Below are 23,976 nucleotides of genomic sequence, written 5' to 3'. Positions count from 1 at the left end.
TTTATTGAAAAAGTACGAAAACCGTACAATTGTACGCAGTGTTGTGCAATCGCTTTTATTTCATGTATACTAAAATTAATTCGGATAGCCATGGAGGTATTTATTATGTCAGCCACTTCGCTTTATCGCTTGTTTGCGCCTCAAATTGAATTTTTAAGTCCTGCTGAAAAACAAGTTTTCTTCTATATTGACAACCATATTTCTACCATTGAAAAAATGTCACTCACATCTCTAGCGGAGTCCACCAATGTCAGTACTACAACTGTTATTAGAATGTGTCATAAATTAAAGCTTTCCGGTTTCTCTGAGCTGAAATTTTTACTTCACTCGGATAAAACAGAAACAAAACCCCTTTCCAAAGACTATTCTTCTACATTTTTAGAAAAAATTCGTTTAGGAATTGAGCAACTTCCAAAAAAAGAAATTGAGCAAGTTGCGACGAGAATTGCTTATGCGCCTAAAATCTATATTGCCTGTCTAGGTATGACGAAAACATTAGGAGAATATTTTTCCAAAAGTCTTGTTACATCGAAAAAGAATGTAGTTTTTACGTATGATTCATTCATTATTGATATTTTGCCACAAATTGTTGAAAGAGATGATTTAATTATTATTATTTCTGAAAGCGGTGGCACAGAAAATACGCTTTCGCTCGCGGAACATTTAAAATATAATTTGTCGAATGTCATTGCTATCGTGAATAATCCTAATGCGCAGATTTCTCAATATGTGGAGACGATTATTTATGCTTCAAGTGAGGAGTTTGGTGAAGATTCATTTAAACATCATCATGCCCCGCTGTTAATTGTGATTGACTTGATTCTAAATATTTTTGAACAGCAAAAAAAACTTATTTAAAAATATTTTTATGAAATTGCTTGACATGAAACCCATTTCATCATTTAAAACTAATATATAAGGCAATGAAGGAGGCGAATGATATGAAATTAGATGGAGTATGCAAGATTAATTCAGCACTTGGAATGGAGTATCAATTCGGAGAGTTTTACATCGATAGAGACTATCTTGTTTTTGACCAAGATTTCAGTTTGGGTATGAAAAAACGACAAACATTTCCAGTTGCGAAATTAGGTCATATGGCGTTAGTTCGAGAAGAAGAGGAAATCATGCTAACATTTAGCTGCGATAATATTGAATTTGAAATAAATGGAAATTCCCATGATAATTTGCGCGAATTCCGAGATTTGCTTCAAAATAAAGGTACCGATAGCTCAGCAATCCAAAAAGCTGAAAATAAGAAAAAAGCAAGATATACAACCCACCACTATCACAACTTCGCAAAATCTTGAAGGAGGCATTTATATGTATAAAGCAATAATTTTTGACGTAGATGGAACTATTCTAGACACGGAAAGAGCTGTTTTACATTCTCTTCAAGCTGTTTTAGCGGAAGAAGGATTAAGTTATGAACTGGATGAACTACGATTTGTACTTGGAATTACTGGAGCAGCTGCGGTGGAACAATTAAACATTTTAGATCAAGAAAAAGTATTGGATAAATGGATTGAAAGAGAAGCAACTTTCATTGAAGAAGTAGAGGTTTTCGAAGGTATTCATAAAGTACTGCATGCTATTCCAGAAAGCGGCGTTGTTACTTCTAAAAATGCGTTAGAAATGGAAAAAGGTTTCTATCCATTTAATATTCAGGATCATTTTCAAGCAATCGTTTGCGCAAGTGATACGGAAAACCATAAACCTCATCCAGATCCACTGCTTAAAGGTTTAGAAATTCTTGGAAGAGAGCCACATGAGGTGCTTTATGTCGGCGATTCTTCTTATGATATGAAATGTGCTCATGCGGCTGGAGCTCATTTTGGCTTAGCGCTTTGGGGTGCAAAGACAACTGATGGATTTGAACAGGCTGAACTTGTCTTCGAAAAACCAGAAGATATTTTAGCTTATGTAAGTAAATAAGTAAAACCCGCCAACCTTGAATGAAGGCTAGCGGGTTTTTTGTTATAAATTATTGTAATGCTCGTCGGAAACAGGTTCTAACCAAGTAGTTCCGCCTAATTCCACATTTGTCGAAATGGCTAAGTGGACAAACCAGCTATCTTTCGTAGCGCCGTGCCAATGTTTCATGTCTTTAGGGATAGTCACCACGTCGCCCTCTTTGAGCAATTGGGCAGGTTGTCCTTCCTCTTGATAGTAGCCAATTCCGCCTGTCACAAGTAGGATTTGCCCGCCGTCGTGTTTATGCCAGTTGTTCCTGGCTCCTGGTTCAAACGTAACGTTCCCAATCGGACAATTGTAAACAGTATCTTCAGGGACAAGCATTTTTAAATAAGTATTTCCGATAAAGTAATCATTAGTAATCAGTTCCCCTTTATCAAAAATAACGCTATTTTCAAGTGTAGTCATTATGAATTACTCCTTTCGACATTAAAATCTTTTAGTTCTTCTTGAGCCGGAATGAGGTGGGTATCGTAATTATCTATTTTGAAGTCAAGTCGATCGAGCGCTTCTTGCATAACATCAATGCGGTTTTTTAGCTCAATACGTTGCTTTTTCAGCAATTCGGCGCGAGCTTCCAGTGTGTGTTCGCCTTCTCTGAAAAGTGCCAAGTAATCAATTAAGGCTTCAATAGACAAACCAGCTCGGCGCATTTGGCGAGTAAATAAAATCCATCGTAAGTCTTCTGCACCAAATTTACGGACCCCATTTTCATTACGGTGTATGGGTGGAATTAAACCAATTCGTTCATAGTAGCGAATTGTATCGGCAGAAACGCCACTTTTTTCACTAGCTTCTTTGATATTCATTGTTAATTCTTCAGAAGCATCCACTACATAAAAACTAATATTATTTTTGGTCATGACCATTCTCCTTTACTGATTTTCTATAACTATTCTATTCCTTGAAGTGAACTTTAAGTCAAGCGAAAAAGCAACCATGATCATTTATTCATGATTGCTATTATTTGTTTGAAGTGTAGATAGATAAGCTAAGAGCAACCCGTCCATTTTGCGGAGCGATAAGTTTGTTTGCTCATAGAATTTGTCCAAACGATATTGAATGGTATTCCGGTGCATAAAAAGCTCTTTAGCCGTGAGACTGATGTTTCCTTGGTTTTTAAATAACGTATGAATCAGCGGAATCCAAGTGTCATCTTGATGGAAAAGGTCGTTGAGTTCATTCGTGATTAAACTTTCTTTCATTCGAAGCGCGATCACTTTTAAACTTTCGGAAGCCACGGTCTGAACTACCTCACGATTATTATGGTTGAAAATGGCACGTTCTTCTGCAAATAAACCACGCAACCGATCATTTAACGGATGGAAAAGACCCATGAAAAAAGTGGATTGTATATAGAAATCATTTTCAAGTGTACCGGCAACGGCGATTAGTTCCTCTTCGCCAAGCAGCGACCCCGTTGATTTTTCAATAATAACGCCATAGTTAGTCGAAAACATAATTAACTCAGCTTCTGGACTGAAAAAACTCAGCAAAGCCTTTTGCCACTCTTGTAACATGCTTTTAGTTGTAGTTGTCTTAATATGGAACTGCGTAATGCGATATGTTTCTTTCTCATTTGTTATCGCCAATTCCTTGTTTCCAAACAATAAATCGAACCAAAATTGGGTGGATTCTTTAGGAAATGTTGGCAATGGTTCTGGAAATAGCGTATGTAATAACATCGCTTCTTCTTCTGAAAGGTTGCTTTTAGGAATAGTAAAATAATACGGTTCTTCGAAAAAAGAAATCGTATCTGAACTGGATTTTATTGGATTTTTTGAAACGACTATATTGGGATATCTATTTTTTAATATTTTAATATGCACAGTGGATAGCACCCCTTCTCTATTCTTTATTTTTACAAAAGAAAGATAGGAAGTCAAATTATTGCCCGGGAAATAAAAAGGTTGCGCAGTCAACTAAAATCCTGCTATACTATAATGGTTGACGCCGCAACTAATTATGTGGCGGATTTTTTTATGAGGAGTCGGATAAATGGCAGATAGACAGGAAAGTTTAGCGAAAGCCATCGCAATTATTCATCGTTCAGAAAGCACTTTTAAAAATAAAAAATTACTAGAAACTGGTCTTAATATAGGTCAATTACGCTATTTATGGACGCTTTATAAAGAAGATGGTATTTCCCAAGAATCTATGGCGAAAAGGTTTATGGTTGATAAAGCAAGTGTGACAAGGCACATTAAGCGCTTGGAAGAACTGGGGATGATTCGCCGCGAAATTGATGCGAAAGATAGGCGTATTCAGCGGATTTTTGTGACGGAAACTGGTTTTCAGATGCGCGATTTAATTGAAGAAGTGACAGCCGAATGGTCCGCACTTTTAACAGCGAATTTTAGTGAAAAGGAAAAAGATGACTTAATGCATTTGATAGGAAGACTTTCTGACAATGCGATTATGGCAGTTGAAGGAGGAGAGGTCGAATGAAAGAACAGAGTAAACGATTAGGTGAAGATAGCATTCCATCACTCATGGCGCGTTTGTCGATTCCGGCATTTATCGGTATGTTTGTTATGGGGATGTATAATATTGTTGATACGATTTTCGTGTCATATGGCGTTGGGCCATCAGGGGTTGCAGCACTTTCAATTGCGTTCCCAGTTCAAATGATACTAATGGCAATGGCAGCGATGTTTGGGATTGGTGGCGCGTCGATTATTTCCCGCTCGCTCGGTGCTGGGGAACAAAAACATGCGGATAAAGTATTCCATCAAGTTATTTGGTTAGTACTTATTTCCAGCATTTTTATTGCAATTGTAACTTTTATTTTTTTAGATCCGCTTATTACGCTTTTTGGAGCGCCGGCAGATATTCATGATATTGCCAGTGATTTCTTATCGCTTATTTTGTTAGGCGCAGTGTTCCAAACCTTCGCGATGGCGATGAATAATATCGTTCGCTCAGAAGGTAATGCGAAAACAGCGATGTTAACAATGATTATTTCTGCTATTTTAAATATGATTTTAAACCCGATTTTCATTATGGGATTCGGTATGGGTGTTCGTGGTTCTGCACTTGCAACCGTTATTGCGCAGGCTGTTGGAGCGATTTGGCTCTTGATTTACTTTTTATCAGGGAAAAGTACTTTATCTTTAAAAGGATTCTCATTCCGAATGGATTTCCCGCTGATTCGCCGGATTATGGCAATCGGGTTCCCTTCATTTATTATGATGTCCGCAGGTAGTATCGTGACAGTTGCGGTAAACTGGATGCTTAATATTTATGGTGGAACGATGGCGATTGCAGTATATGGAATTGCGAACCGGATTGCGTCGTTCGTCATTATGCCAATCAATGGTGTCACACAAGGGATGCAACCAATCGTCGGCTTCAACTACGGTTCCAGACAATTCGAGCGCGTAATGAAAGCTGTCAAAGTATCAATGATAGCTGCAACTGTCATGTCGCTAATTGCTTGGGGCTTGGTAGAAATTTTCCCAGGATTACTTGTACGGATTTTCTCTAATGACCCAGAACTGATTGCACAAGGAACAACCGCTGTTAGATTTATGCTTCTAGCTGCTCCAACAATCGGTTTCCAAATTGTCTGCGGAGGGCTATATCAAGCGCTTGGTCGAGCAAGGATTTCATTTATTATCTCCCTAATGCGCCAAATCATCTGTTTAGTACCACTTTTACTTATTTTGCCGCAGTTCTTCGGTTTAGATGGTATTTGGTACGCCTTCCCATTAGCAGATTTAGGCGCGTTCACCGTCTGTCTTGTGATTATGAGCAAAACATGGCGCCGAATTTTTAAAAATCCCGAGATAGTTTAAGGTAAAACGAATTGGGTATTTTCTAACTAGTGTCTCAAAAACAAAGGAGCGATTTTTATGGCAAAAATGTACCCGTATTTGGCTTTTGAAAATGCAAAAGAGGCTTTAGGATATTATGAAGAAGTGTTCGGAGCAACGAATATTTCAAGGCTTCCAGTAAGTGAGGAACAAAGCGAAATGTTTGGCTTACCAAAAGAAAACTTAGAGAACACAACTGTTCACGGTGGCTTTACCGTGCTTGGTGCAAATTTATTTTGTTCAGATTCATTCGGCAAAGAAGTAAAACCATCCAACCAAATCTCGATTATGCTTGATTCTAACAGTGAAGACCCAGCGGCAGTAGCCGACGCTGATGCTTTCTTTGAAAAAGTGAGCAGCTCAGGAAGAGTGACAGTGACGTTACCTTTTGAAGAGCAATTTTGGGGCGGGAAAATGGGACAATTCGTCGATGAGTACGGAATTTCCTGGATGATTCATACGCAACCATATTCTAAATTATAAAAAACAAATGGACCAAGATATTAGTTATCTTGGTCCACTTTTTTATTTGGATTCACTTTTTTCATTAAGTAATGTTCACCAATGCCAGGAATGACAAATGATTTGCCAACTTTGCGATAGCCGTGTTTTTCATAAAAACCAACAGCGACAATCCTCGCATTGCACCAAATAATATCTGCGCCGCGCGTCCATATTTCCGCTTCACCTTCTGCAAGTAAAGCTGTGCCGAGGCCTTTCAAACGCATCCGGCGTTCTGTAGCCACACCGCGAATTCGGTACTGGGCAGGATTCATAATAACAGTTGATTTTTCTGGATAAAAACTGGCGACCCCAAGTAAAACATCCTTTTCAAAAGCGCCTAAATGAAAAGTACCCTCCATATCATCATTAGGGTAAATTGCGTTTTCTTCAGGTTGTTCTGGGCGAAGAACCCGGTGCCTAATATCTTGCGTGTCTTTTGCTTTGATTTGCTTGATTTCCACGGCGCCCACCTCCACGTTATTTCTTTCTATTATAACCAATCTTTCTAAAATATCTATTCAAAAGTTAATTTTGTTTCATAGGAATAACCACGAACCAGCTCTTGATTAATCCAAGCCACCGTTTCTTGTAAAAGGTAATTTTCATTTTCTAGAGGAGTTTCCCAGTTTTGCGGCGTGACAAAAGCTTGCCGCTCGCTTGATAACAAACGCCGCTCACCAGGCGCGCCAATAGAATGATCTAACTCAATGAAAAGATAAGTCTGCCCGTCTAACACACAATAACCAGGAAACTGCTGATAGCTTTTCGAAAGACCAAGGTGGCTCACGGTTTTCTGAACTTCTTGATGGAAATCTGGGTCGTTTAAAATATCCACATGAACGGGTGTTAGAAGTGGCTCTGTAAGCAAAAGTCGGGCAGCTGTTAGAAGTTTTGTCGAGTCAGTTTCCCGTTTTAACAAACCTTGATAACGGTCAATAAGCCACTTTTTACGAGCAATGCGAGCTTCTTCATCCTTTAATTTTTGCTGGTATTTAATAAGCAAATCGGGTAAGCTTTCCATTGTGTTTTTGTCGAGATATTGTTTCAGTTCTTGTAAGGAAAATCCCATATATTGCAATGCTTGAATGAGGTTGAGTTGTTCTTCTTGAGCCGTTTTGTAGTAGCGATACCCAGAAGTAGGATCGGTAAAAGCAGGTACCAAAAGACCAATCTTGTCATAATAACGCAATCGTTGAATGGAGAGTTGGCTTTTCTTTGCCATTTCCCCAATGGAAAAAAGCGGTTCCACATTTATCACCCTTTCGTCTTGACTCTATAGTTACTATACACTTTATCATAAAGGTAATTCAAAGTGAGAGGTGAAAAAAATGAAAATTATTGTGGAAAAAGATTACGAAAATATGAGTAAAACAACGATGCAACTGCTTTTAGGAAAAATGTATCAAGACAAAAAGGTTCATTTGGCAATCACAGCAGGCTCAACACCGAAGCGAATGTACGAACTGATGGTAGAAGAAATGAAGGAGAAAGCGCCACTGAAGAATGTCAGTTATTATAATTTTGACGAAATTCCAATTGGAGACGAAAAATACGGCGTAACTATCGCTAATTTAAAAGCAATGTACTTTGATCCAGCGGGAATTCCAGAAGAACAAATTCACATGCTAGATACGAAAAACTATACAGACCATGAAGCGCATTTGAAAGCAGTTGGCGGTTTGGACGCGATTTTAATCGGGATTGGTGAAGATGGTCACTTCTGCGGGAACTTACCTGGCGTAACCAAATTCGGCGATGAAACCCGACTTGTTTCCGTTCAATCACGCCCAGATATGTTTGATATTTTGCTCGGAGAAGTTGGCGGCGATGCAGAAAAAGTCCCCGAATACTATGTAACAATGGGACCAAAAAGCGTTATGCACGCAAAAGAAGTCATCCTATTCGCAAACGGCAAGAAAAAAGCAGCGATTATCAAAAAAGCCCTACAAGGCCCAGTAACAGAAGACATTCCAAGCTCGATTTTCCAGTTACACCCTAATTTTACAGTGGTGCTGGATGAGGAAGCGGCGAGTGAATTAAATATGTAAAAGAAAACCCAACCTTCTATTTAGGAAGGCTGGGTTTTTGATTATCCGTGTACACTAGCAAACTCCGCATCACGCAACTCAACGCGGCGAATTTTACCAGAATCAGTTTTCGGTAACGCTTCAACAAACTCAATCCGGCGTGGATATTTATACGGAGCAGTTTGTTCTTTCGTAAATGTTTGTAATTCATGCACAAGATCCTCGGTGCCCTCGTAACCATCCTTTAAGACGATAAACGCTTTTACGACCGTTCCGCGGATTTCGTCGGGGCTTGCGACAACAGCGACTTCTTTTACGGCTGGGTGATGTGTGAGTGCGTCCTCTACTTCGAACGGTCCAATCGTGTAACCCGAACTAATAATAATATCGTCATTCCGCCCTTGGAACCAGTAGTAATTGTCTTCATCGCGGATAGCTCGGTCACCAGAAACAAAATAATCACCGCGAATCGCTTTTTGCAAACGTTCTGGTTCTTTATAGTACTCTTTGAAAAGTGCTGGGAAGTCTCTACGCATTGCGATGTCACCAATTTCACCGACACCAACGGGATTTCCGTCCGCATCAATAATAGCCATATATTCTGGCATAATCGGTTTACCCATCGAACCAGGACGAATCGGCGTATCAACAAGTGTCCCAATCAAAAGCGTACTTTCCGTTTGGCCGTAGCCGTCGCGAACTTTAATATCAAAATTGTCTTGGAAAACTTGAATAACTTCGCGGTTTAAAGGTTCTCCTGCTGATACGGCGCTACGAAGGGAACTTAAATCATGTTCGCGCAAATTATTTACTTTAGCCATTAAGCGATATTCTGTTGGCGTACAGCATAGCACGTTGATTTTTTCTTCTTCCAGTAAACGAAGTTGTTTTTCAGGAATAAAGCGACCGTTGTAAATGAAGCCAGTCGCGCCTTTTCCAAGTACAGAAAGGAATGGAGACCAAACCCATTTTTGCCAACCCGGACCAGCTGTGGCCCAAACGATATCGTCTTCGTGAATATCGAGCCAATGATCAGCGGCGATACGGATATGCGCGTAACCCCAACCGTGAATATGTACAACACCTTTAGGGTTACCCGTTGTTCCACTTGTGAAAGCAAGTAGACAAGCGTCATCGCGAGAGGTTTCTACACGTTCAAACTCAGTTGGAGCAGCTTCCATTAATGTTTCATATTGTTCCCATCCAGATAATTTATCTCCAACAATAATTTTTTTCGAAACAGAAGGGATGCTTTCAATTTTATCAAATTCAGCAGTCATTCCATTGTAAGAAACGATTGCTTTTACGTTTGCGTGGTGGATACGATATTCTAAATCGTGTGCTTTAAGGAGTTCGGATGCCGGGATAATAATGGCACCAGCTTTCCATAAGCCCATATAAATTGCGTACGTTTCGAGTAATCTAGGTGTCATGACGATAACGTGGTCGCCTTTTTTAATGCCGGCATCTTTTGCAACATTGGCAAATTTATTCGCTTGTTCAAGCAAATGGTGGTAACTCCAAGTTTTTGTTTCCCCGTGCTCATTTTTCCAAATTAAAGCTGTTTTTTCAGAACTAAATTTAGCAATCTCGTCAGTAATATTATAAAGTTCTGGAGCGATTAAATTTTCTGAATTCATAATGACTCTCCTTTATAAGTAGATTGTATATTTTGATAATTTTGTTTTAGTACCTAGTATTAATATATGGTAATATAAATGCTTCGTGAAAGCAACTAAAGTGTTCCTGTGAAAGTTTGAGCAGATTATTCCTACATCCAATCCAAGCTATGCTAAAATAACAATGAGTGACTTTTTAGAAATGAGGTGCATAGATGGAACGAGCTTTCTTTATGCAACAAGCGCTTGAAGAAGCCGAGAAAGCACGAGATATTGGAGAAGTTCCAATTGGTGCAGTCGTTGTTTTAGATGGAGAAATCATTGGTCGGGCACATAATTTGCGTGAAACGAGCCAAAATGCAGTGACCCATGCGGAGTTGCTTGCGATTCAAGATGCATGTAAACATCAGAATTCATGGCGACTTAGCGGTGCAGAACTATACGTTACGCTAGAACCATGTCCGATGTGTAGCGGCGCCATTTTACTTTCGCGGATTGAAAAGGTTTATTATGGAGCTAAGGATCCAAAAGCCGGAACAGCGGGATCGTTAATGAATTTGCTGCAAGATGATCGATTTAATCATACGTGTGAAGTGGAAGCAGGATTAATGGAATCCGAAAGCAGTGAAATGTTAAAAAGTTTTTTTCAAGAACTACGAAAACGGAATAGATTTAATAGGTCTTAATGCTTATTGTAAGAAATCATACTTTTATATTTTTCATTGTGAAATAAAAAGCAATAAGCCTTACCAACATTTACAGCCAGATAATAATTGCGAAATTTATCACAATCTAACTAAAACAAAATAACATCGAAAGTACTAAATAAATTTGTCGCAAAATAGGATAAAATATACTCCAGATAGAACTCATTATAAAGTAAAAATCTTTCTTAACTAGTTCCTAAATCTGTGGAAAATAAGGATTACATATTATTTTATTATGCTTTGTGAATTACAGAGCAACTGAACACGTCACTTTGGGCGATTTTTCACATGATTTTTAAGAGAGAAGCACAAATCAGGGAACGAAACAGTAATTTTTAGCTTAAAAAGGAGGAGAAAAGGGTGGATAAACTATTTTTAGCCCGTTTTCAATTCGCATCAACAACGATTTTCCATTTCTTATTTGTACCACTTTCAATTGGACTTGTATTTATGGTTGCTCTTATGGAAACGTTGTATGTCGTGAAGGGGAAAGAAATTTACAAAAAAATGTCGAAGTTTTGGGGACACATTTTCCTTATTAACTTCGCGGTCGGTGTCGTAACCGGTATTATTCAAGAATTCCAGTTTGGGATGAACTGGTCGGATTACTCAAGATTTGTTGGGGACGTATTCGGAGCACCACTTGCAATCGAAGCGTTACTTGCATTCTTTATGGAATCTACGTTTATCGGACTTTGGATTTTTGGTTGGGACAAACTTAGCAAAAAGCTTCATTTAGCATGTATTTGGCTTGTTTCAATCGGAACAATTATGTCTAGTTTCTGGATTTTAGCAGCGAACTCATTTATGCAACATCCGGTTGGTTTTGAATTTAAGAACGGACGTGCAGAAATGAATGACTTCTTGCAACTCATTACTAACGGACAACTACTTGTGGAATTCCCGCACGTTATATTTGGGGCATTTGCCACTGGGGCCTTTTTCATCGCTGGTGTCAGTGCGTATAAGATGCTCAAGAAACAAGATGTCGCCTTCTTTAAACGATCATTCCAAATTGCAATGGTCATGGCGGTAATTGGTGGCTTTGGTGTGGCTTTCAGTGGTCACTCACAAGCACAATATTTGGTTAAAACACAACCAATGAAAATGGCAGCAACGGAAGGGATATGGGAAGATACAGCCGACCCAGCTCCGTGGACGATGATTGCCAAAATCAACCCAGAAGAGAAGAAAAACGAATGGGAAGTCAATGTCCCATACGCGCTAAGTTTCTTATCTTACGGAACATTAACTGGTAGCGTGGAAGGTATGAATACACTGCAAAAACAATATGAAGAAAAATATGGTGAAGGTGACTACATCCCACCAGTTAAAACAGCATTTTGGAGCTTCCGTATCATGGTTGGCGCAGGTATGTTAATGATTTTATTTGCGTTAATCGGTATCGTACTTGCTTGGAAGAAAAAACTCGTTAATGCAAAATGGTATTTACGTTTCATGATTCCAATGATTGGCTTCCCGTTCCTAGCGAACTCCATGGGTTGGATTATGACAGAAATAGGGCGACAACCATGGGTAGTCTTCGGTTACATGAAAACCGCTGATGCCGTATCGCCGAACGTTTCATCAGGACAAATTTTATTCTCGATAATTGCATTCTCGACAATTTATACGATTTTAGCCATTCTATTGGTTTACTTGTTTATACGTGAAATTAAAAAAGGGCCAGACGGACACAAACCAGAAAAAGCAGAGATTTCCGTAGATCCATTTGATAAGGGGGATGAAAGCTTTGTCACTAAATGAGTTATGGTTTCTATTAATCGCCATCTTATTCATTGGATTCTTCTTCCTTGAAGGTTTTGACTTTGGTGTTGGGATGTCTACAAGATTTATGGCTAGAAATGCACTGGAACGCCGCGTACTCGTTAATACGATTGGACCGTTCTGGGATGCAAATGAAGTATGGTTACTAACTGCAGGGGGCGCGATTTTCGCGGCTTTCCCAAACTGGTATGCAACAATGTTTAGTGGTTATTATATTCCGCTAGTATTCTTATTACTTGCGCTAATTGGCCGTGGTGTTTCTTTTGAATTCCGTGGTCAAAAGGATTCACCGCTTTGGATTAAGACATGGGATTGGGTTATTTTCTTCGGTAGTATTTTACCTCCATTCTTATTTGGTGTATTATTTGCTAGTTTGATTCAAGGTATGCCGATTAATAGTGATATGGATATGTATGCTGGGTTCTTTGATTACATTACAGTATTCTCCGTATGGGGCGGTGTAACGATTACGCTCATGTGCCTACTTCACGGGTTACTATTTATCACGTTGCGTACAGAAGAAGATATTCAAGATCGCGCTCGTCGTATGGCCAAACGTGTTTGGTTTATTACTGTACCAGCTCTAGTAATTTTTGTTGTACTTGCTTATTTCAATACAGATATGTTCCAAGTTAGACCTGTACTTGTACCACTAATGATTGGAATTGTAGTCGTAATGTACGTGCTATCTGCCCTGTTTATTTGGAAAGATCGTGATATTTTAGCATTTACATTCGGCGGACTTGGAATTGTCTTCACGATTGCTACGATTTTCGTGTCGCTATTCCCACGAGTAATGATCAGTTCTATCAACAGTGCGTTTGATTTAACTATAGAAAATGCAGCTTCCGGACAATATTCGCTTAGTGTGATGACGATAGTTGCCGTTACGCTATTGCCGTTTGTTCTTGGTTACCAAATTTGGAGCTACTATGTTTTCCGTAAGCGCGTTTCTAGTAAGGAGAAAATGACGTATTAATGGGAAAAGATTTAAGGAACTACAAAGGAATTAAACAAATAATGATGATTCTCGCAGTTTTCACGCTTGTTCAAGGTGCTGCGATTATCGTGATGGCGATAACTTTAGCTCGTGCAATTACTGATTTATTTCACGAGCATCCATTTCAATCAGTCACAATACAAATAGGTCTCTTCGCGGGGGCCTATTTCTTGCGTCACTTTTTAAACGTATGGAAAAAACAAATCGTTTACCGCTATGCTGCGAAACTAGCGAAAACGATGCGGGAAGAGTTGCTTGATAGCCTGTTTGCGCTTGGACCACGTTTTGCTCGTGCGGAAGGAACTGGGAAAGTGGTCACAATGGTTATGGAAGGTGTAGCAGATTTCCGAAATTACTTGGAGCTGTTCTTACCTAAAATGATGAATATGGCTATTATTCCAGCGATGATTTGGGTTTATATTGCTTTTCAAGACTGGACTTCTGCTTTTATTTTGATGATTACTTTGCCAATTTTAATTGTATTTATGATTATTCTAGGATTAGCCGCGAAAAAACAAGCTGATTCGCAATTTGAAACGTATCGAGTGCTCTCTAACCACTTTGTAGATTCGCTAAAGGGTCTAGAAACATTGAAATATTTAGGCTTAAGCCATGACCATGAAGGGAAAATCGCTTCGGTTAGTTCACGCTACCGTAAAGCTACAATGAAAACATTACGTGTGGCATTTATGTCGTCTTTCGCGCTCGACTTCTTTACAATGCTATCGATTGCGCTCGTTGCGTTATTCTTAGGTCTTGGTCTCATTGACGGTAATATGAACTTGCCAATTGCGCTCAGTGTCCTAATTCTTGCGCCAGAATACTTTTTACCAGTTCGTGAGGTTGGCTCGGATTACCATGCCACACTTGACGGACAAGAAGCTGGTCGAGTTATTCAAGGGATTATTGACCAAGCCAAAGCAGAAAAGCCAGAAATGGACGCATTACCTTTAACAACTTTCGCTGAAAATACGGAATTTTCGTTTGAAAATATTACCGTAAAACATGGTGCAGATGATGCTGATTCGCTTCATAAAGCCAGTTTTACGGTAAAAGGATTTGAAAAAATTGGGATTATTGGTGCGACGGGTGCTGGGAAATCCACGTTGATTGACGTTTTGAGTGGCTTTTTGACCCCAACTTCTGGAGAGTTTCATTGGAACGGTAAAAGTGGTGCGTCGCTTGCTTCGACTGATTGGCAAACCCAAGTCACTTACATTCCGCAACATCCATACCTTTTCCATGATACAATTGCTGGAAATATTCGCTTTTACCACCCTAATTCTACAGAAGACGAAATGAAAAAAGCGGCAGAATCAGCAGGTTTAAACAAACTTGTAGCTGGATTAGAAGACGGTTATGAAACGCTTGTCGGAGAAGCTGGGCGGATGCTTAGTGGCGGACAAGAACAGCGTGTGGCGCTTGCTCGCGCATTCTTAACGGATCGTCCTGTTGTGTTAATGGATGAACCAACAGCGCACTTAGATATTGAAACGGAATATGAGTTAAAAAAACCAATGCTAGATTTATTTGAAAATCGATTAGTCTTTTTCGCGACGCATCGCTTGCACTGGATGCTCGAAATGGACCGAATTATTGTTTTAGATCACGGGGCTGTAGTCGAAACTGGAACTCACGAAGAATTACTTTCGCGTAAAGGTTTCTATTACAATTTAGTCAAAGCCCAATTGGAGGAAGTGTGATGCGGAAAAGTAGCTGGATTATCCCATATATTAAAGAAAACCGCGGCTTGTTTTTACTTGTCATCTTCCTTGGAACACTAACTTTTGCATCAGCTGGGGCACTCATGTTCACATCGGGTCATTTGATTTCAAAATCGTCCTTGATGCCTGAATCTATCATGGCTGTTTACATTTCGACTGTTGGCGTTCGTGCATTTGGTATTATGCGCTCCGTTTCTCGCTATGTGGAACGGCTTTCGAGCCACTCACTTGTCCTTAGAATTCTCGAAAAAATGCGTGTTCGCTTATATCGTTTACTCGAACCGCAGGCATTACTACTAAAATCGCGCTATAAAACTGGCGATATCCTTGGTCTTTTGGCTGGTGATATTGAACATCTACAAAATTTCTATTTAACTACGATGCTGCCGGCAATTGTTAGTCTCGTGCTTTACGCTGGAGTAGTTATCGCGCTTGGAGCATTTTCAATTCCATTTGCTGCGCTCTTTGTACTTTTGATTGGCCTCCTTGTGCTTGTTTTACCATGGGTTTCGCTTTTATATGCTCGCGGAAAGAACGCTTATTTAAAACAAGGGCGAAATAGTCTATATCAAAAATTTACCGATGCAGTGTTTGGTATTAGCGATTGGAAATTTAGCGGACGTGAAAAAACTTTTATTTCAAACTACGAAAAAGACGAGGCAGATATGCTTCGAACTGAAAATAAACAGTTCCATTTTGTCAATTGGCGCGATTTCTTTAGCCAGTTAGTCGTTGGCTTTATGGTGATCGTCATGGTTTATTGGAGCACAGCGGAGTCACGTGATGGTGCGTTTTCTGGCACGATGATAGCTGCATTCGTTTTAGCAATAATGGCACTAGCAGAAGCATTTGTGCCGGTTTCAAGTGCTATCAGTGACAAATCGTTATACCAAGACTCGCTTGCTCGTTTAGACAAAATAGAAGATCCGGCGCTACCAACTTTTGAAGAAGAAACGAAAGAAATAGAGCGAATCAACACAGAAAATGTTGTTTTAAAAGCAGAAAATCTAACTTTCGCGTACGATGAAAAGTCACCAGAAATCTTAAACGGTTTTGACTTCACATTGCAACAAGGTGAAAAAGTGGCGATTATCGGACGGAGCGGAACAGGGAAATCGACTTTTCTTAAATTAGTTCAAGGAGCGCTACTTCCGACTGCTGGAAAAGTAACTATGAACGACGTTGAAGTTGAAAAATTACGACCACAAATTCCTGAATTAACCTCCATGCTAAATCAAAAAGCGCACCTTTTCAGTACAACTGTTTTAAATAACATCCGCCTAGGAAATCAAGATGCATCGGATGAAGAAGTATATGAGGCGGCGAAAAAAGTACAACTACACGATTTTATCATGAGTATGCCAGATGGCTACCATACACAAATGAGTGAGATGGGTGAACGTTTTTCAGGTGGTGAGCGTGGCCGTATCGCCTTAGCTCGAATTTTACTGCAAAATACACCAATTGTTATTTTAGACGAACCAACAGTTGGTCTGGACCCGATTACAGAACGTGATTTACTAGCGACTATTTTTGAAACGTTAGCAGATAAGTCGCTCATATGGGTAACACATCATTTAGTTGGTGCAGAAAAAATGGACCGTGTCTTATTTTTAGAAGAGGGAAAAACGTTAATGGAAGGGCCTCATGCTGAATTAATGGCAGAAGAACCACGCTATAAACGACTTTATCAACTAGACCGCCCGATTGAATTATAAAATTAAGGCTTGCTAAGTACATGCTTAGCAAGTTTTTTGTATCGTAGTTTTAATATTTGTAACAATATTGTAATTTAAAATTGACTTTCACCATATTTCTGCTTATGATTAAACTAAGCAAAATGAAAGGGGAATTTATTATGAAAAAATTCCACGGGCTAATACTCACTGCATTAGTGACTTGTCTAATCATTCCATTCTCATTGGCAGCAAGCGCTGAAACAAATGAAAATGGTAACAACTCAACGCCTACAGAAGAAAAAACAACGGATACTACTGAAAACATAATTACTGAAGAAAAGACAGAACCAGCAGAACCGACAAAAGACACGACCGTAACACCACCGCAAAAAAGCAAAGTCCAAACAACGATAGATATTACCGATTCTCAAGAAGTTTACTCGTATGAACAAAATAGTAAGATTGATCTCAAAGATTTCACCGCAACATTAACTGATTACACCGATACAAAACTAACCAATTATCGCTTAGCAGCCAATTCTAAACTAAGTACTGCACAAACAGGTATCCAAGAAGTCACGCTCCTGGGAGATAATGAAGACGGCAAAACAACAGCAGTCAAACTCAATTACTTAGTCAAAGAAAAAACGGCCCAACTAACTATTACAGATATGAATTTTGATTTAGAAACAAAAATTTTCACGGGTAAAACAAAACCATTCGCCAGTGTATATATGAGTTCTCCGGCAGATGAAAACTTTGGAGAAGGAACAACAACTGCGGATAAAGATGGTTATTTTTATGCAGAATGGGCGACAACACCAAAACAAATTACTGCATATGCTTTTGATGAATCGGGTAATTATAGTGAAGAAGTAACCTATCAAGTCCCAGCGAAAAAACAAAATGAGGCAGTCGTAACAGCTCCAGATAAAGTGAAGAAAATCGAAACAAAGAATGCGGTCAAAAGCGCAACAACAAAACCTACTGATGTTACAAAAGTTACAAAAGACGACAAAACAGATTTGCCAAGCACAGGTGACAAAGGTACAGAATGGATTTTCGTGGTAGCGGGTGTTATAGTTATTCTTGTGGCAGTGTTATTACTTAGGAAACGTAAAAAATAAACTAATTGCTATAGGGAATAACTCAAAAATAAGGAGCGAATAATGAAGAAGTTATTAAGCGGTTTAATTGTTGTTTTAATGGTTAGCCTACTTGGTCACTCCTTTAACGCCGAAGCAGCATCCTACGAAAAAATCATTTATGACAAAGCAGTTAATCTAAAAGGGGTAGTAAATCAGTCAAAACGAAATGATGGTATTAATAGCAAAATGTACAAAACGAGTAGTAGTGTTAAGTACCTCGGTTCAGCTAAGAAATACGACAAGAAGACGTTGATTATTACGCGCGAAGGAAAAACAGCAAGAGCTAAATGGTACTATTGCAAGTTAGGGAATACTACAATCGGCTGGATTGACTCACGTGCCTTTACAAATATTGGTAAACCAACAATTGCTGACGCCGTTCCAGCACTTTGGAACAGCAAAAAAGCAATTATCACCACAAAACCAAAAAGCACTACCGCAACAACCTACTTTTTCCAAAAAAATAGTGCTGGAAATTGGTATGAAGTTCGTCATTTTACCAGTCATATCGGCAAATGGGGATTTGATCCAAAGTTCTCTGAAAAAAGTTCTGGAACTCCAGTTGGCGTTTACCGAACAGGCATTGCTTTTGGACAAAAGGGGAACCCTGGTACAAAACTGACATTTAGAGCGATTACTAATAGAAGTTATTGGATTTCTAATTCTAATGACAAAGCTTATAATACTTGGCAAGAACGCAATTCCTCTAGTTCTGCAGATGAAAAAATGAAGATTCCGCAGTACAAATACGGAATGGAAGTGAAATACAACGCTAAACGTGTAAAAGGTAAGGGATCGGCTGTGTTTTACCATGTTGATTCACCAAAATACAATTACACATTAGGTTGCGTCGCTCAAAGTGAAGCCAATACAAAAGAAGTGCTAAAATTCGCGGATAAAAATACACTTATTGTGTTAGGTGAAGAAAGCCGAATAAAAACTTTTTACGGTATCAACTAAGCTAGAGAATTTCTCTAGCTTTTTTTGTTTGGAGAAAAAAGCTAAGTAGCCCAGCCCCAAATTTTCTTCTATTTGACGTATAATAAAAAGAAACGAAAATGCGGGGTGAGCTGTTTGACGAGTAAACCATACATAATGGGCGTAGACATTGGAACTTCAAGCACAAAGGCAGTACTTTTTAATCAACGAGGAGAAGTGATTTTCCGGCAGGCGACGCATTATGAACTAATAACTGATGAAACCGGGAAAGCGGAAGAGAGCCCCACGGAAATTTTTGATGCCGTTTTGACTTCCATTCAAGCTGTCATGAAAAATATTAATACAGAGGAGTTAGCGGGGATTTCGTTTAGTTCTGCGATGCATAGTTTAATTATGGTTGGAAGTAATGGAGAGCTTTTGACTGAATGTATCACTTGGGCGGACGGACGAAGCAGTGAGACGCTTGAAAAAGTAAAAAGGGATAATTACTTATTCCAACTGTATGAGGCCACAGGAACGCCGATACACCCTATGAGCCCCTTTGCCAAAATTTGTTGGTTGAAGGAGGAAAAGCCTACTTTATTTAAACGTACAGAAAAATTTGTTGATATTAAATCGTATATTTTGTATCGCTTGTTTGGTGTTTGGGTGATGGATGAATCGTTAGCATCGGGGACTGGACTATATAACATTATGGAGCACGACTGGGAATTTGAAGCAATGGAAATTGTAAAATTAACCCCGGATTTCTTACCGAAAGTTGTACCAGAAACATATCAATTAGCGGGTGTGAAAAAAGAATACGCTGAATTAATGGGAATCCCAGAAAATTTACCATTCATTATAGGAGGTAGTGACGGGGCGCTAGCTAATATTGGTATTCAAGCGACTGGTCAAAATGATGTCACGATTACAGTAGGAACAAGTGGTGCAGTGCGTAAACTTACCGACCAATTCCAAATAGATTCACGTGGCCGGACGTTTTGTTATGGAGCTGGTGATGGATACTTTATCGCAGGTGGAGCAGTGAATAATGGTGGGAAAGTAGTTGAGTGGGGTTTGCAACAATTTGGCTCTGAAGCTGAAATTAGTAGGCGGGATTTCGCAAGCTTTATTGCAAAAATAGAGGAAGTTCCTCCGGGCGCTGCGGGTCTTTTATTCCAGCCATATTTGTTAGGCGAGCGTGCACCATTTTGGACTAATGATATTCGAGGAGGTTTTGTTGGGCTGACGATTAATCATACAAAAGCCCATTTTATTCGAGCGATTTTGGAAGGTGTTGCTTTTAATCTTGCAGAAGTTTATGAGGTGGTTTCGGCCCCAGATGATATTATTTATGTCACAGGCGGGATTTCAGCGCACGATGCTTGGTGTAAACTTCTGGCGGATATTTTGAACCGTGAGATACGTGTTCCGCATACGATAGAAGGCTCAAGTTTAGGAGCAGCGATTATTGGTATGCGATCACTAGGGATTTTGAAGGATCTTAATCTAAAACATACAATGCCAATTAAAGCGGTATATCATCCAAGCGAGAATGTCCTTAAATACGCGGAATTACGTCTGATTTTCAAACAGGTAACCACACAGTTAATGTCTAGCTACAGCCAATTAAATAGTTGGCAAAAGAAGTTTGATATTAACAGCTAAATTTTGGATTTCATGATATAATCACTAAAAGAAAAGTGATGACGAGGGGGAGAAACCATGAATAAAAAAATAGTATGGATAGCTTTAACATTAGTAGGTATTTGTGTAGTTGGTACGATTATCGCAGCAATCATGAGTGTTTACTTACGTTAAAAAATATTTCCGTGTTCCCGCTTGCACTTTTTAGATGAAAAAGGTACACTAGTAATTGAGCTCTTTTCAGAGTTTGCGCTAAATAATTTTTTATTTGGCATTTAATTATTGGTAGCAAATTTGTCGTGCTAGACGGGGAGGTAGCGGCGCCCTGTAACCCGCAATCCGCTCTAGCGGGGTTGAATTCCTCATTTGAGGCATCGTAATTGTTTGGTCTGCCCTTGACAAGTGGTGTTGAAGGTTGGGTCTTGCGCAATGGGAACCTGTGAACCATGTCAGGTCCGGAAGGAAGCAGCATTAAGCAGTGCTTCTCATGTGCCGCGAGGTCGCCTGGCCCGAGCTAACTATCAGGGTAACGCAGATGATTGCATGTCGATGTGAGGTGCGCGACACTAATTTTAAATATATAAAAGACTATTTTGCTTAAGGCAGAGTAGTCTTTTTTCTACAAATCAGCTCGTATTCTCAGAAAAATAATGTATAATGCTACATAAACTGGTACAATATAAAATAGTAAAGCAATTCATGACAAAGGATGAAAATAATGCAACAACTAAAATCAAAAAAGAAATGGCTGCCAGCTTTAATCGTTGCAGTTTTCGTAGGAATTATCGTAATCTTAGCAATTATGTTTGGCTTTTTCCAACGCCAAGAAGTGTTTGATAAGTATGAAGTAGCTTACGAAATAGACGGCAAATTATATGAAGTCTTCCCAATTAGTGCGACAGATATTGGCGTAGATAAAAAATCTAAAGATAAAAACCTCTATTTCCGCGTAAATAGTTATTATAATATTGATTATTTATTCCGACTAGCTTATAAACAATATGAAATTAATGAACCATCTACCAATAAATATTACTCAGGTTTGATTGACTACAGCGTGGCCGATAATGCTTACGTTACACAAAAAGATGTGTATATCACAAACAATGAATCTTATGCAACGTATGACTTTTTTGATAAAAATGGCAAAAAAATCTATTCTTATAATCCGGAAGAAACCTCAAATGATGATTACATCGTGCGCATCAAGCCGACAATTCTACAAGGATACGAAAAAAGTGATATCGGTAGCTATGATGACTATCTAAATATTACGGCACTTTTTAAAGATAAATTAGGCATGGACGTAAATGTCCGCATTGATGAGGATAAAGAAATGGTTATCTTCTCAATTAAATAAAAAAGAGCATCCGCGGGGATGCTCTTTTTTATTTAATTATCATCTGTTTTCTTTTCAACGTCTTGCTTCTTTTGTTCACTCGCATTTTTTGGTTCTTTTATATCATCAGGAAACACAATCGAAAAATGCTCTTTTTTCACAACTTTACTATTTTTCGACTCTTCCGGCATATCTCGTTTGACTGCCATATTTATCACCTCGAATTGTTGGTATTACTTAGCTTATGCTCATTATAACACAGAAAGAAGAATCTATGAATTAAGTGGAACTGTGTAATGTTAGCGCTTACTTACACAGTTTTTTAGGTATGTGTGTAATAGTGCTTCGTTGGTATAAATGATAACTATTACAAGTGATAATCGTATATTTTATTACGTTTATGTACTTGGCACGGAAATTGCAATAGATTAAGGTGAATCTAAATGTAAGCCTTATCATGAAGCGGAGAGGAGGGCTCCCAAAATTTCACGAGGTCATGCAAAGATTCCATCTGGTTTGTTCTAGTAATGGGGATTGCTAGGACAAAGTAAACAGATATAGCTGATAAACTTAAAAGGATGTGTACATAAAAATTATATTTTGTTTAAAGAGATGAGCGCTAAATAAAAAAGGTTCATGGGAGGATAAAATATGAATGGATTAACAGCATTTTTAGAAAAGTATTTTGTGCCGGTAGCAGCAAAAATTGGTTCACAAAAACATCTAGTTGCATTACGTGATGCTTTTATTTCAACAATGCCAATCACTATGGCTGGGTCAATTGCAGTACTTTTAAATGCGTTTTTTAGGGATTTTCCAACTGACTGGGGATGGACAGGATTTGTGGAAGCGATGCAACCACTTATCGGGATTAATGGATATGTATACAATGGGACGTTAGCAATTGTTTCAATTATTTTTGCCTTTTCACTAGGGTATAATTTATCAAAAGCGTATGAAGTGGATCGATTAGCTGGGGGGCTAGTTTCTCTTGCTGCTTTTGTTATGAACTTAACTGTTACTGTTAGCTTAGATGCAGTAAAAGCTGCGATTGCGGCTTCTAATGCAAATTTCGATGTAGCTACTTTACCAAAAGAATTTGCTGGAATTTACGGATTCTTTAGCCTAAGCCAAGTAAATGGTACCGGCTTGTTTACCGCAATGATTTTCGGTTTTATATCAACTATTATTTATGCGAAATTAATGCGCAGAAATATTATTATCAAAATGCCAGATTCTGTTCCACCGGCTGTAAGTAAAGCTTTCGCAGCGATTATTCCTGCTTTAGTAGCACTTTATGTTGTTGGTATTATTGACTGGGCATTCTTCAAAATCACAAATATGGACGTTATTACTTGGATTTCCAAAACAATTCAAGAACCGCTATTATCACTTTCGCAAGGCTACGGAGCTGTTTTACTAGTTACTTTCTTAGTACAATTACTATGGTTCTTCGGGATTCATGGTCCGAACGTACTTGCTCCGGTTCTAGAGTCACTTTGGGGTACAGCACAACTACAAAACATTAGTGCGGCACAAGAAGGCGCTAAATTACCATTCGAATGGGTACGTGGTTCTTTCGATGCGTATGTATGGATGGGTGGTTCAGGCGGTACGCTTGTATTAATTATCGCGTTACTAATGTTCTCGAAACGAGCGGATGCACGAACAGTTGCGAAATTGTCTCTTGCACCAGGTATATTTAATATTAACGAACCAATCATGTTTGGTTTACCGATTGTATTAAATACAATTTACTTAATACCATTCCTTATCGCGCCAATGGTAATGGTAACAATCGCTTACTTTGCAACAACACTCGGCATTGTCGGGCCAGTTAAAATTGCAGTAGTTTGGGTAATGCCGCCACTTCTGAATTCCTTCTTAGCAACCGGGGGAGATTGGATGGCACCAGTAATTTCACTCATAAATATGGTCGTCGCGTTCTTGATTTGGGTACCATTTGTTATTACCGCAAATCGCGTTGGTGTACCAGAAGAAGAGATGAAAGCTTAGAAAATAATAAGTTTCTGGCTAGGTACAGCTAAATTGTGCCTAGCCAGTATATCATGTAGGAATTCCTG

24 protein-coding genes and 1 other RNA gene are annotated in these 23,976 nt (G+C 39.0%); 18 read left to right on the top strand and 7 right to left on the bottom strand.

The features are described from left to right. Positions 1-105 precede the first annotated feature (105 nt). From CKV70_RS13905 to CKV70_RS13895, 3 genes are all read left to right on the top strand, one after another. Positions 106-858, top strand: a complete 753-nt coding sequence (locus tag CKV70_RS13905) for a MurR/RpiR family transcriptional regulator (protein WP_014601208.1) — start codon at positions 106-108, stop codon at positions 856-858. Positions 859-941: 83 nt separating this feature from the next. Then, positions 942-1,310, top strand: coding sequence for an RpiR family transcriptional regulator (locus tag CKV70_RS13900; RefSeq protein WP_003722091.1), 369 nt, complete (start codon positions 942-944; stop codon positions 1,308-1,310). Positions 1,311-1,323: 13 nt separating this feature from the next. Further along, positions 1,324-1,935 (top strand): HAD family hydrolase, encoded by a 612-nt coding sequence (locus CKV70_RS13895; RefSeq protein WP_003732097.1) that lies wholly within the window; start codon positions 1,324-1,326, stop codon positions 1,933-1,935. Between the two features lie 42 nt (positions 1,936-1,977). Here CKV70_RS13895 and CKV70_RS13890 read toward each other — a convergent pair whose 3' ends face one another. The 3 genes from CKV70_RS13890 to CKV70_RS13880 all read right to left on the bottom strand — a co-directional run bounded on the left by CKV70_RS13890 (position 1,978) and on the right by CKV70_RS13880 (position 3,803). Next, positions 1,978-2,382 (bottom strand): cupin domain-containing protein, encoded by a 405-nt coding sequence (locus CKV70_RS13890; RefSeq protein ID WP_003722089.1) that lies wholly within the window; start codon positions 2,380-2,382, stop codon positions 1,978-1,980. Continuing rightward, the gene (locus tag CKV70_RS13885) at positions 2,382-2,837 is read right to left on the bottom strand and encodes a MerR family transcriptional regulator (protein WP_003722088.1); all 456 of its coding nucleotides are present in this window, start codon (positions 2,835-2,837) and stop codon (positions 2,382-2,384) included. Before CKV70_RS13885 ends, CKV70_RS13890 begins: the two co-directional genes overlap by 1 nt. 84 nt (positions 2,838-2,921) lie before the next feature. Next, positions 2,922-3,803, bottom strand: coding sequence for a helix-turn-helix domain-containing protein (locus CKV70_RS13880; RefSeq protein WP_014589148.1), 882 nt, complete (start codon positions 3,801-3,803; stop codon positions 2,922-2,924). Between the two features lie 169 nt (positions 3,804-3,972). On the opposite strand from CKV70_RS13880, the gene CKV70_RS13875 reads away from it, so the two are divergent. The 3 genes from CKV70_RS13875 to CKV70_RS13865 are packed head-to-tail and all read left to right on the top strand — an operon-like array spanning position 3,973 to position 6,272. Next, positions 3,973-4,422, top strand: coding sequence for a MarR family winged helix-turn-helix transcriptional regulator (locus tag CKV70_RS13875; protein WP_014601206.1), 450 nt, complete (start codon positions 3,973-3,975; stop codon positions 4,420-4,422). Then, positions 4,419-5,771 carry an MATE family efflux transporter gene (locus tag CKV70_RS13870; RefSeq protein WP_014601205.1) on the top strand — a complete coding sequence of 451 codons (1,353 nt, stop codon included), beginning with the start codon at positions 4,419-4,421 and terminating at the stop codon, positions 5,769-5,771. Before CKV70_RS13875 ends, CKV70_RS13870 begins: the two co-directional genes overlap by 4 nt. Before the next feature lie 57 nt (positions 5,772-5,828). Beyond that, positions 5,829-6,272, top strand: coding sequence for a VOC family protein (locus CKV70_RS13865; RefSeq protein WP_003722084.1), 444 nt, complete (start codon positions 5,829-5,831; stop codon positions 6,270-6,272). Between the two features lie 20 nt (positions 6,273-6,292). On the opposite strand, the gene CKV70_RS13860 is transcribed toward CKV70_RS13865, so the two are convergent. Both CKV70_RS13860 and CKV70_RS13855 read right to left on the bottom strand, forming a co-directional pair. After that, complete coding sequence (locus CKV70_RS13860) at positions 6,293-6,754, bottom strand: GNAT family N-acetyltransferase (protein WP_003722083.1); 462 nt, start codon at positions 6,752-6,754, stop codon at positions 6,293-6,295. A gap of 53 nt (positions 6,755-6,807) precedes the next feature. Further along, positions 6,808-7,542, bottom strand: a complete 735-nt coding sequence (locus CKV70_RS13855; protein ID WP_014601204.1) for a MerR family transcriptional regulator — start codon at positions 7,540-7,542, stop codon at positions 6,808-6,810. A gap of 79 nt (positions 7,543-7,621) precedes the next feature. On the opposite strand from CKV70_RS13855, the gene CKV70_RS13850 reads away from it, so the two are divergent. Beyond that, positions 7,622-8,341 (top strand): glucosamine-6-phosphate deaminase, encoded by a 720-nt coding sequence (locus tag CKV70_RS13850; protein ID WP_014601203.1) that lies wholly within the window; start codon positions 7,622-7,624, stop codon positions 8,339-8,341. A gap of 41 nt (positions 8,342-8,382) precedes the next feature. On the opposite strand, the gene mbcS is transcribed toward CKV70_RS13850, so the two are convergent. After that, complete coding sequence (gene mbcS, locus CKV70_RS13845; RefSeq protein WP_003722080.1) at positions 8,383-9,960, bottom strand: acyl-CoA synthetase MbcS; 1,578 nt, start codon at positions 9,958-9,960, stop codon at positions 8,383-8,385. Between the two features lie 194 nt (positions 9,961-10,154). Between mbcS and CKV70_RS13840 the strand changes: the two genes are divergently transcribed. From CKV70_RS13840 to CKV70_RS13795, 10 genes are all read left to right on the top strand, one after another. Beyond that, positions 10,155-10,625 (top strand): nucleoside deaminase, encoded by a 471-nt coding sequence (locus CKV70_RS13840; protein WP_014601202.1) that lies wholly within the window; start codon positions 10,155-10,157, stop codon positions 10,623-10,625. A gap of 381 nt (positions 10,626-11,006) precedes the next feature. Beyond that, the gene (locus tag CKV70_RS13835; protein ID WP_003728600.1) at positions 11,007-12,413 is read left to right on the top strand and encodes a cytochrome ubiquinol oxidase subunit I; all 1,407 of its coding nucleotides are present in this window, start codon (positions 11,007-11,009) and stop codon (positions 12,411-12,413) included. After that, positions 12,400-13,413 carry a cytochrome d ubiquinol oxidase subunit II gene (gene cydB, locus CKV70_RS13830; RefSeq protein ID WP_003727651.1) on the top strand — a complete coding sequence of 338 codons (1,014 nt, stop codon included), beginning with the start codon at positions 12,400-12,402 and terminating at the stop codon, positions 13,411-13,413. The genes CKV70_RS13835 and cydB overlap by 14 nt, the downstream gene beginning before the upstream one ends. Further along, positions 13,413-15,137 (top strand): thiol reductant ABC exporter subunit CydD, encoded by a 1,725-nt coding sequence (cydD, locus tag CKV70_RS13825; RefSeq protein ID WP_014601201.1) that lies wholly within the window; start codon positions 13,413-13,415, stop codon positions 15,135-15,137. Before cydB ends, cydD begins: the two co-directional genes overlap by 1 nt. Then, complete coding sequence (gene cydC, locus CKV70_RS13820; RefSeq protein ID WP_003732089.1) at positions 15,137-16,876, top strand: thiol reductant ABC exporter subunit CydC; 1,740 nt, start codon at positions 15,137-15,139, stop codon at positions 16,874-16,876. The genes cydD and cydC overlap by 1 nt, the downstream gene beginning before the upstream one ends. A gap of 140 nt (positions 16,877-17,016) precedes the next feature. Next, a complete protein-coding gene (locus CKV70_RS13815) occupies positions 17,017-17,964 on the top strand; it encodes an LPXTG cell wall anchor domain-containing protein (protein ID WP_003722074.1) in 948 nt (315 codons plus the stop codon). Between the two features lie 42 nt (positions 17,965-18,006). Beyond that, complete coding sequence (locus CKV70_RS13810) at positions 18,007-18,945, top strand: GW domain-containing glycosaminoglycan-binding protein (protein WP_003732088.1); 939 nt, start codon at positions 18,007-18,009, stop codon at positions 18,943-18,945. Positions 18,946-19,059: 114 nt separating this feature from the next. Next, positions 19,060-20,574: a gluconokinase gene (locus CKV70_RS13805; protein WP_014931034.1), complete on the top strand. Its 1,515-nt coding sequence runs from the start codon at positions 19,060-19,062 to the stop codon at positions 20,572-20,574. A gap of 276 nt (positions 20,575-20,850) precedes the next feature. After that, positions 20,851-21,117: signal recognition particle sRNA large type (gene ffs / locus CKV70_RS13800), an RNA gene on the top strand. Positions 21,118-21,271: 154 nt separating this feature from the next. Beyond that, a complete protein-coding gene (locus CKV70_RS13795; protein WP_003722070.1) occupies positions 21,272-21,913 on the top strand; it encodes a hypothetical protein in 642 nt (213 codons plus the stop codon). 32 nt (positions 21,914-21,945) lie between these two features. Here CKV70_RS13795 and CKV70_RS13790 read toward each other — a convergent pair whose 3' ends face one another. Next, positions 21,946-22,101: a hypothetical protein gene (locus tag CKV70_RS13790; protein ID WP_003722069.1), complete on the bottom strand. Its 156-nt coding sequence runs from the start codon at positions 22,099-22,101 to the stop codon at positions 21,946-21,948. A gap of 442 nt (positions 22,102-22,543) precedes the next feature. Between CKV70_RS13790 and CKV70_RS13785 the strand changes: the two genes are divergently transcribed. After that, positions 22,544-23,908 carry a PTS sugar transporter subunit IIC gene (locus CKV70_RS13785; protein WP_003725004.1) on the top strand — a complete coding sequence of 455 codons (1,365 nt, stop codon included), beginning with the start codon at positions 22,544-22,546 and terminating at the stop codon, positions 23,906-23,908. Positions 23,909-23,976 lie beyond the last annotated feature (68 nt).

The organism is Listeria monocytogenes, from assembly GCF_900187225.1.
In the GTDB taxonomy this organism is placed as follows: Bacteria; Bacillota; Bacilli; order Lactobacillales; family Listeriaceae; genus Listeria; species Listeria monocytogenes.
This window is presented reverse-complemented; position numbering and strand designations above follow the sequence as displayed.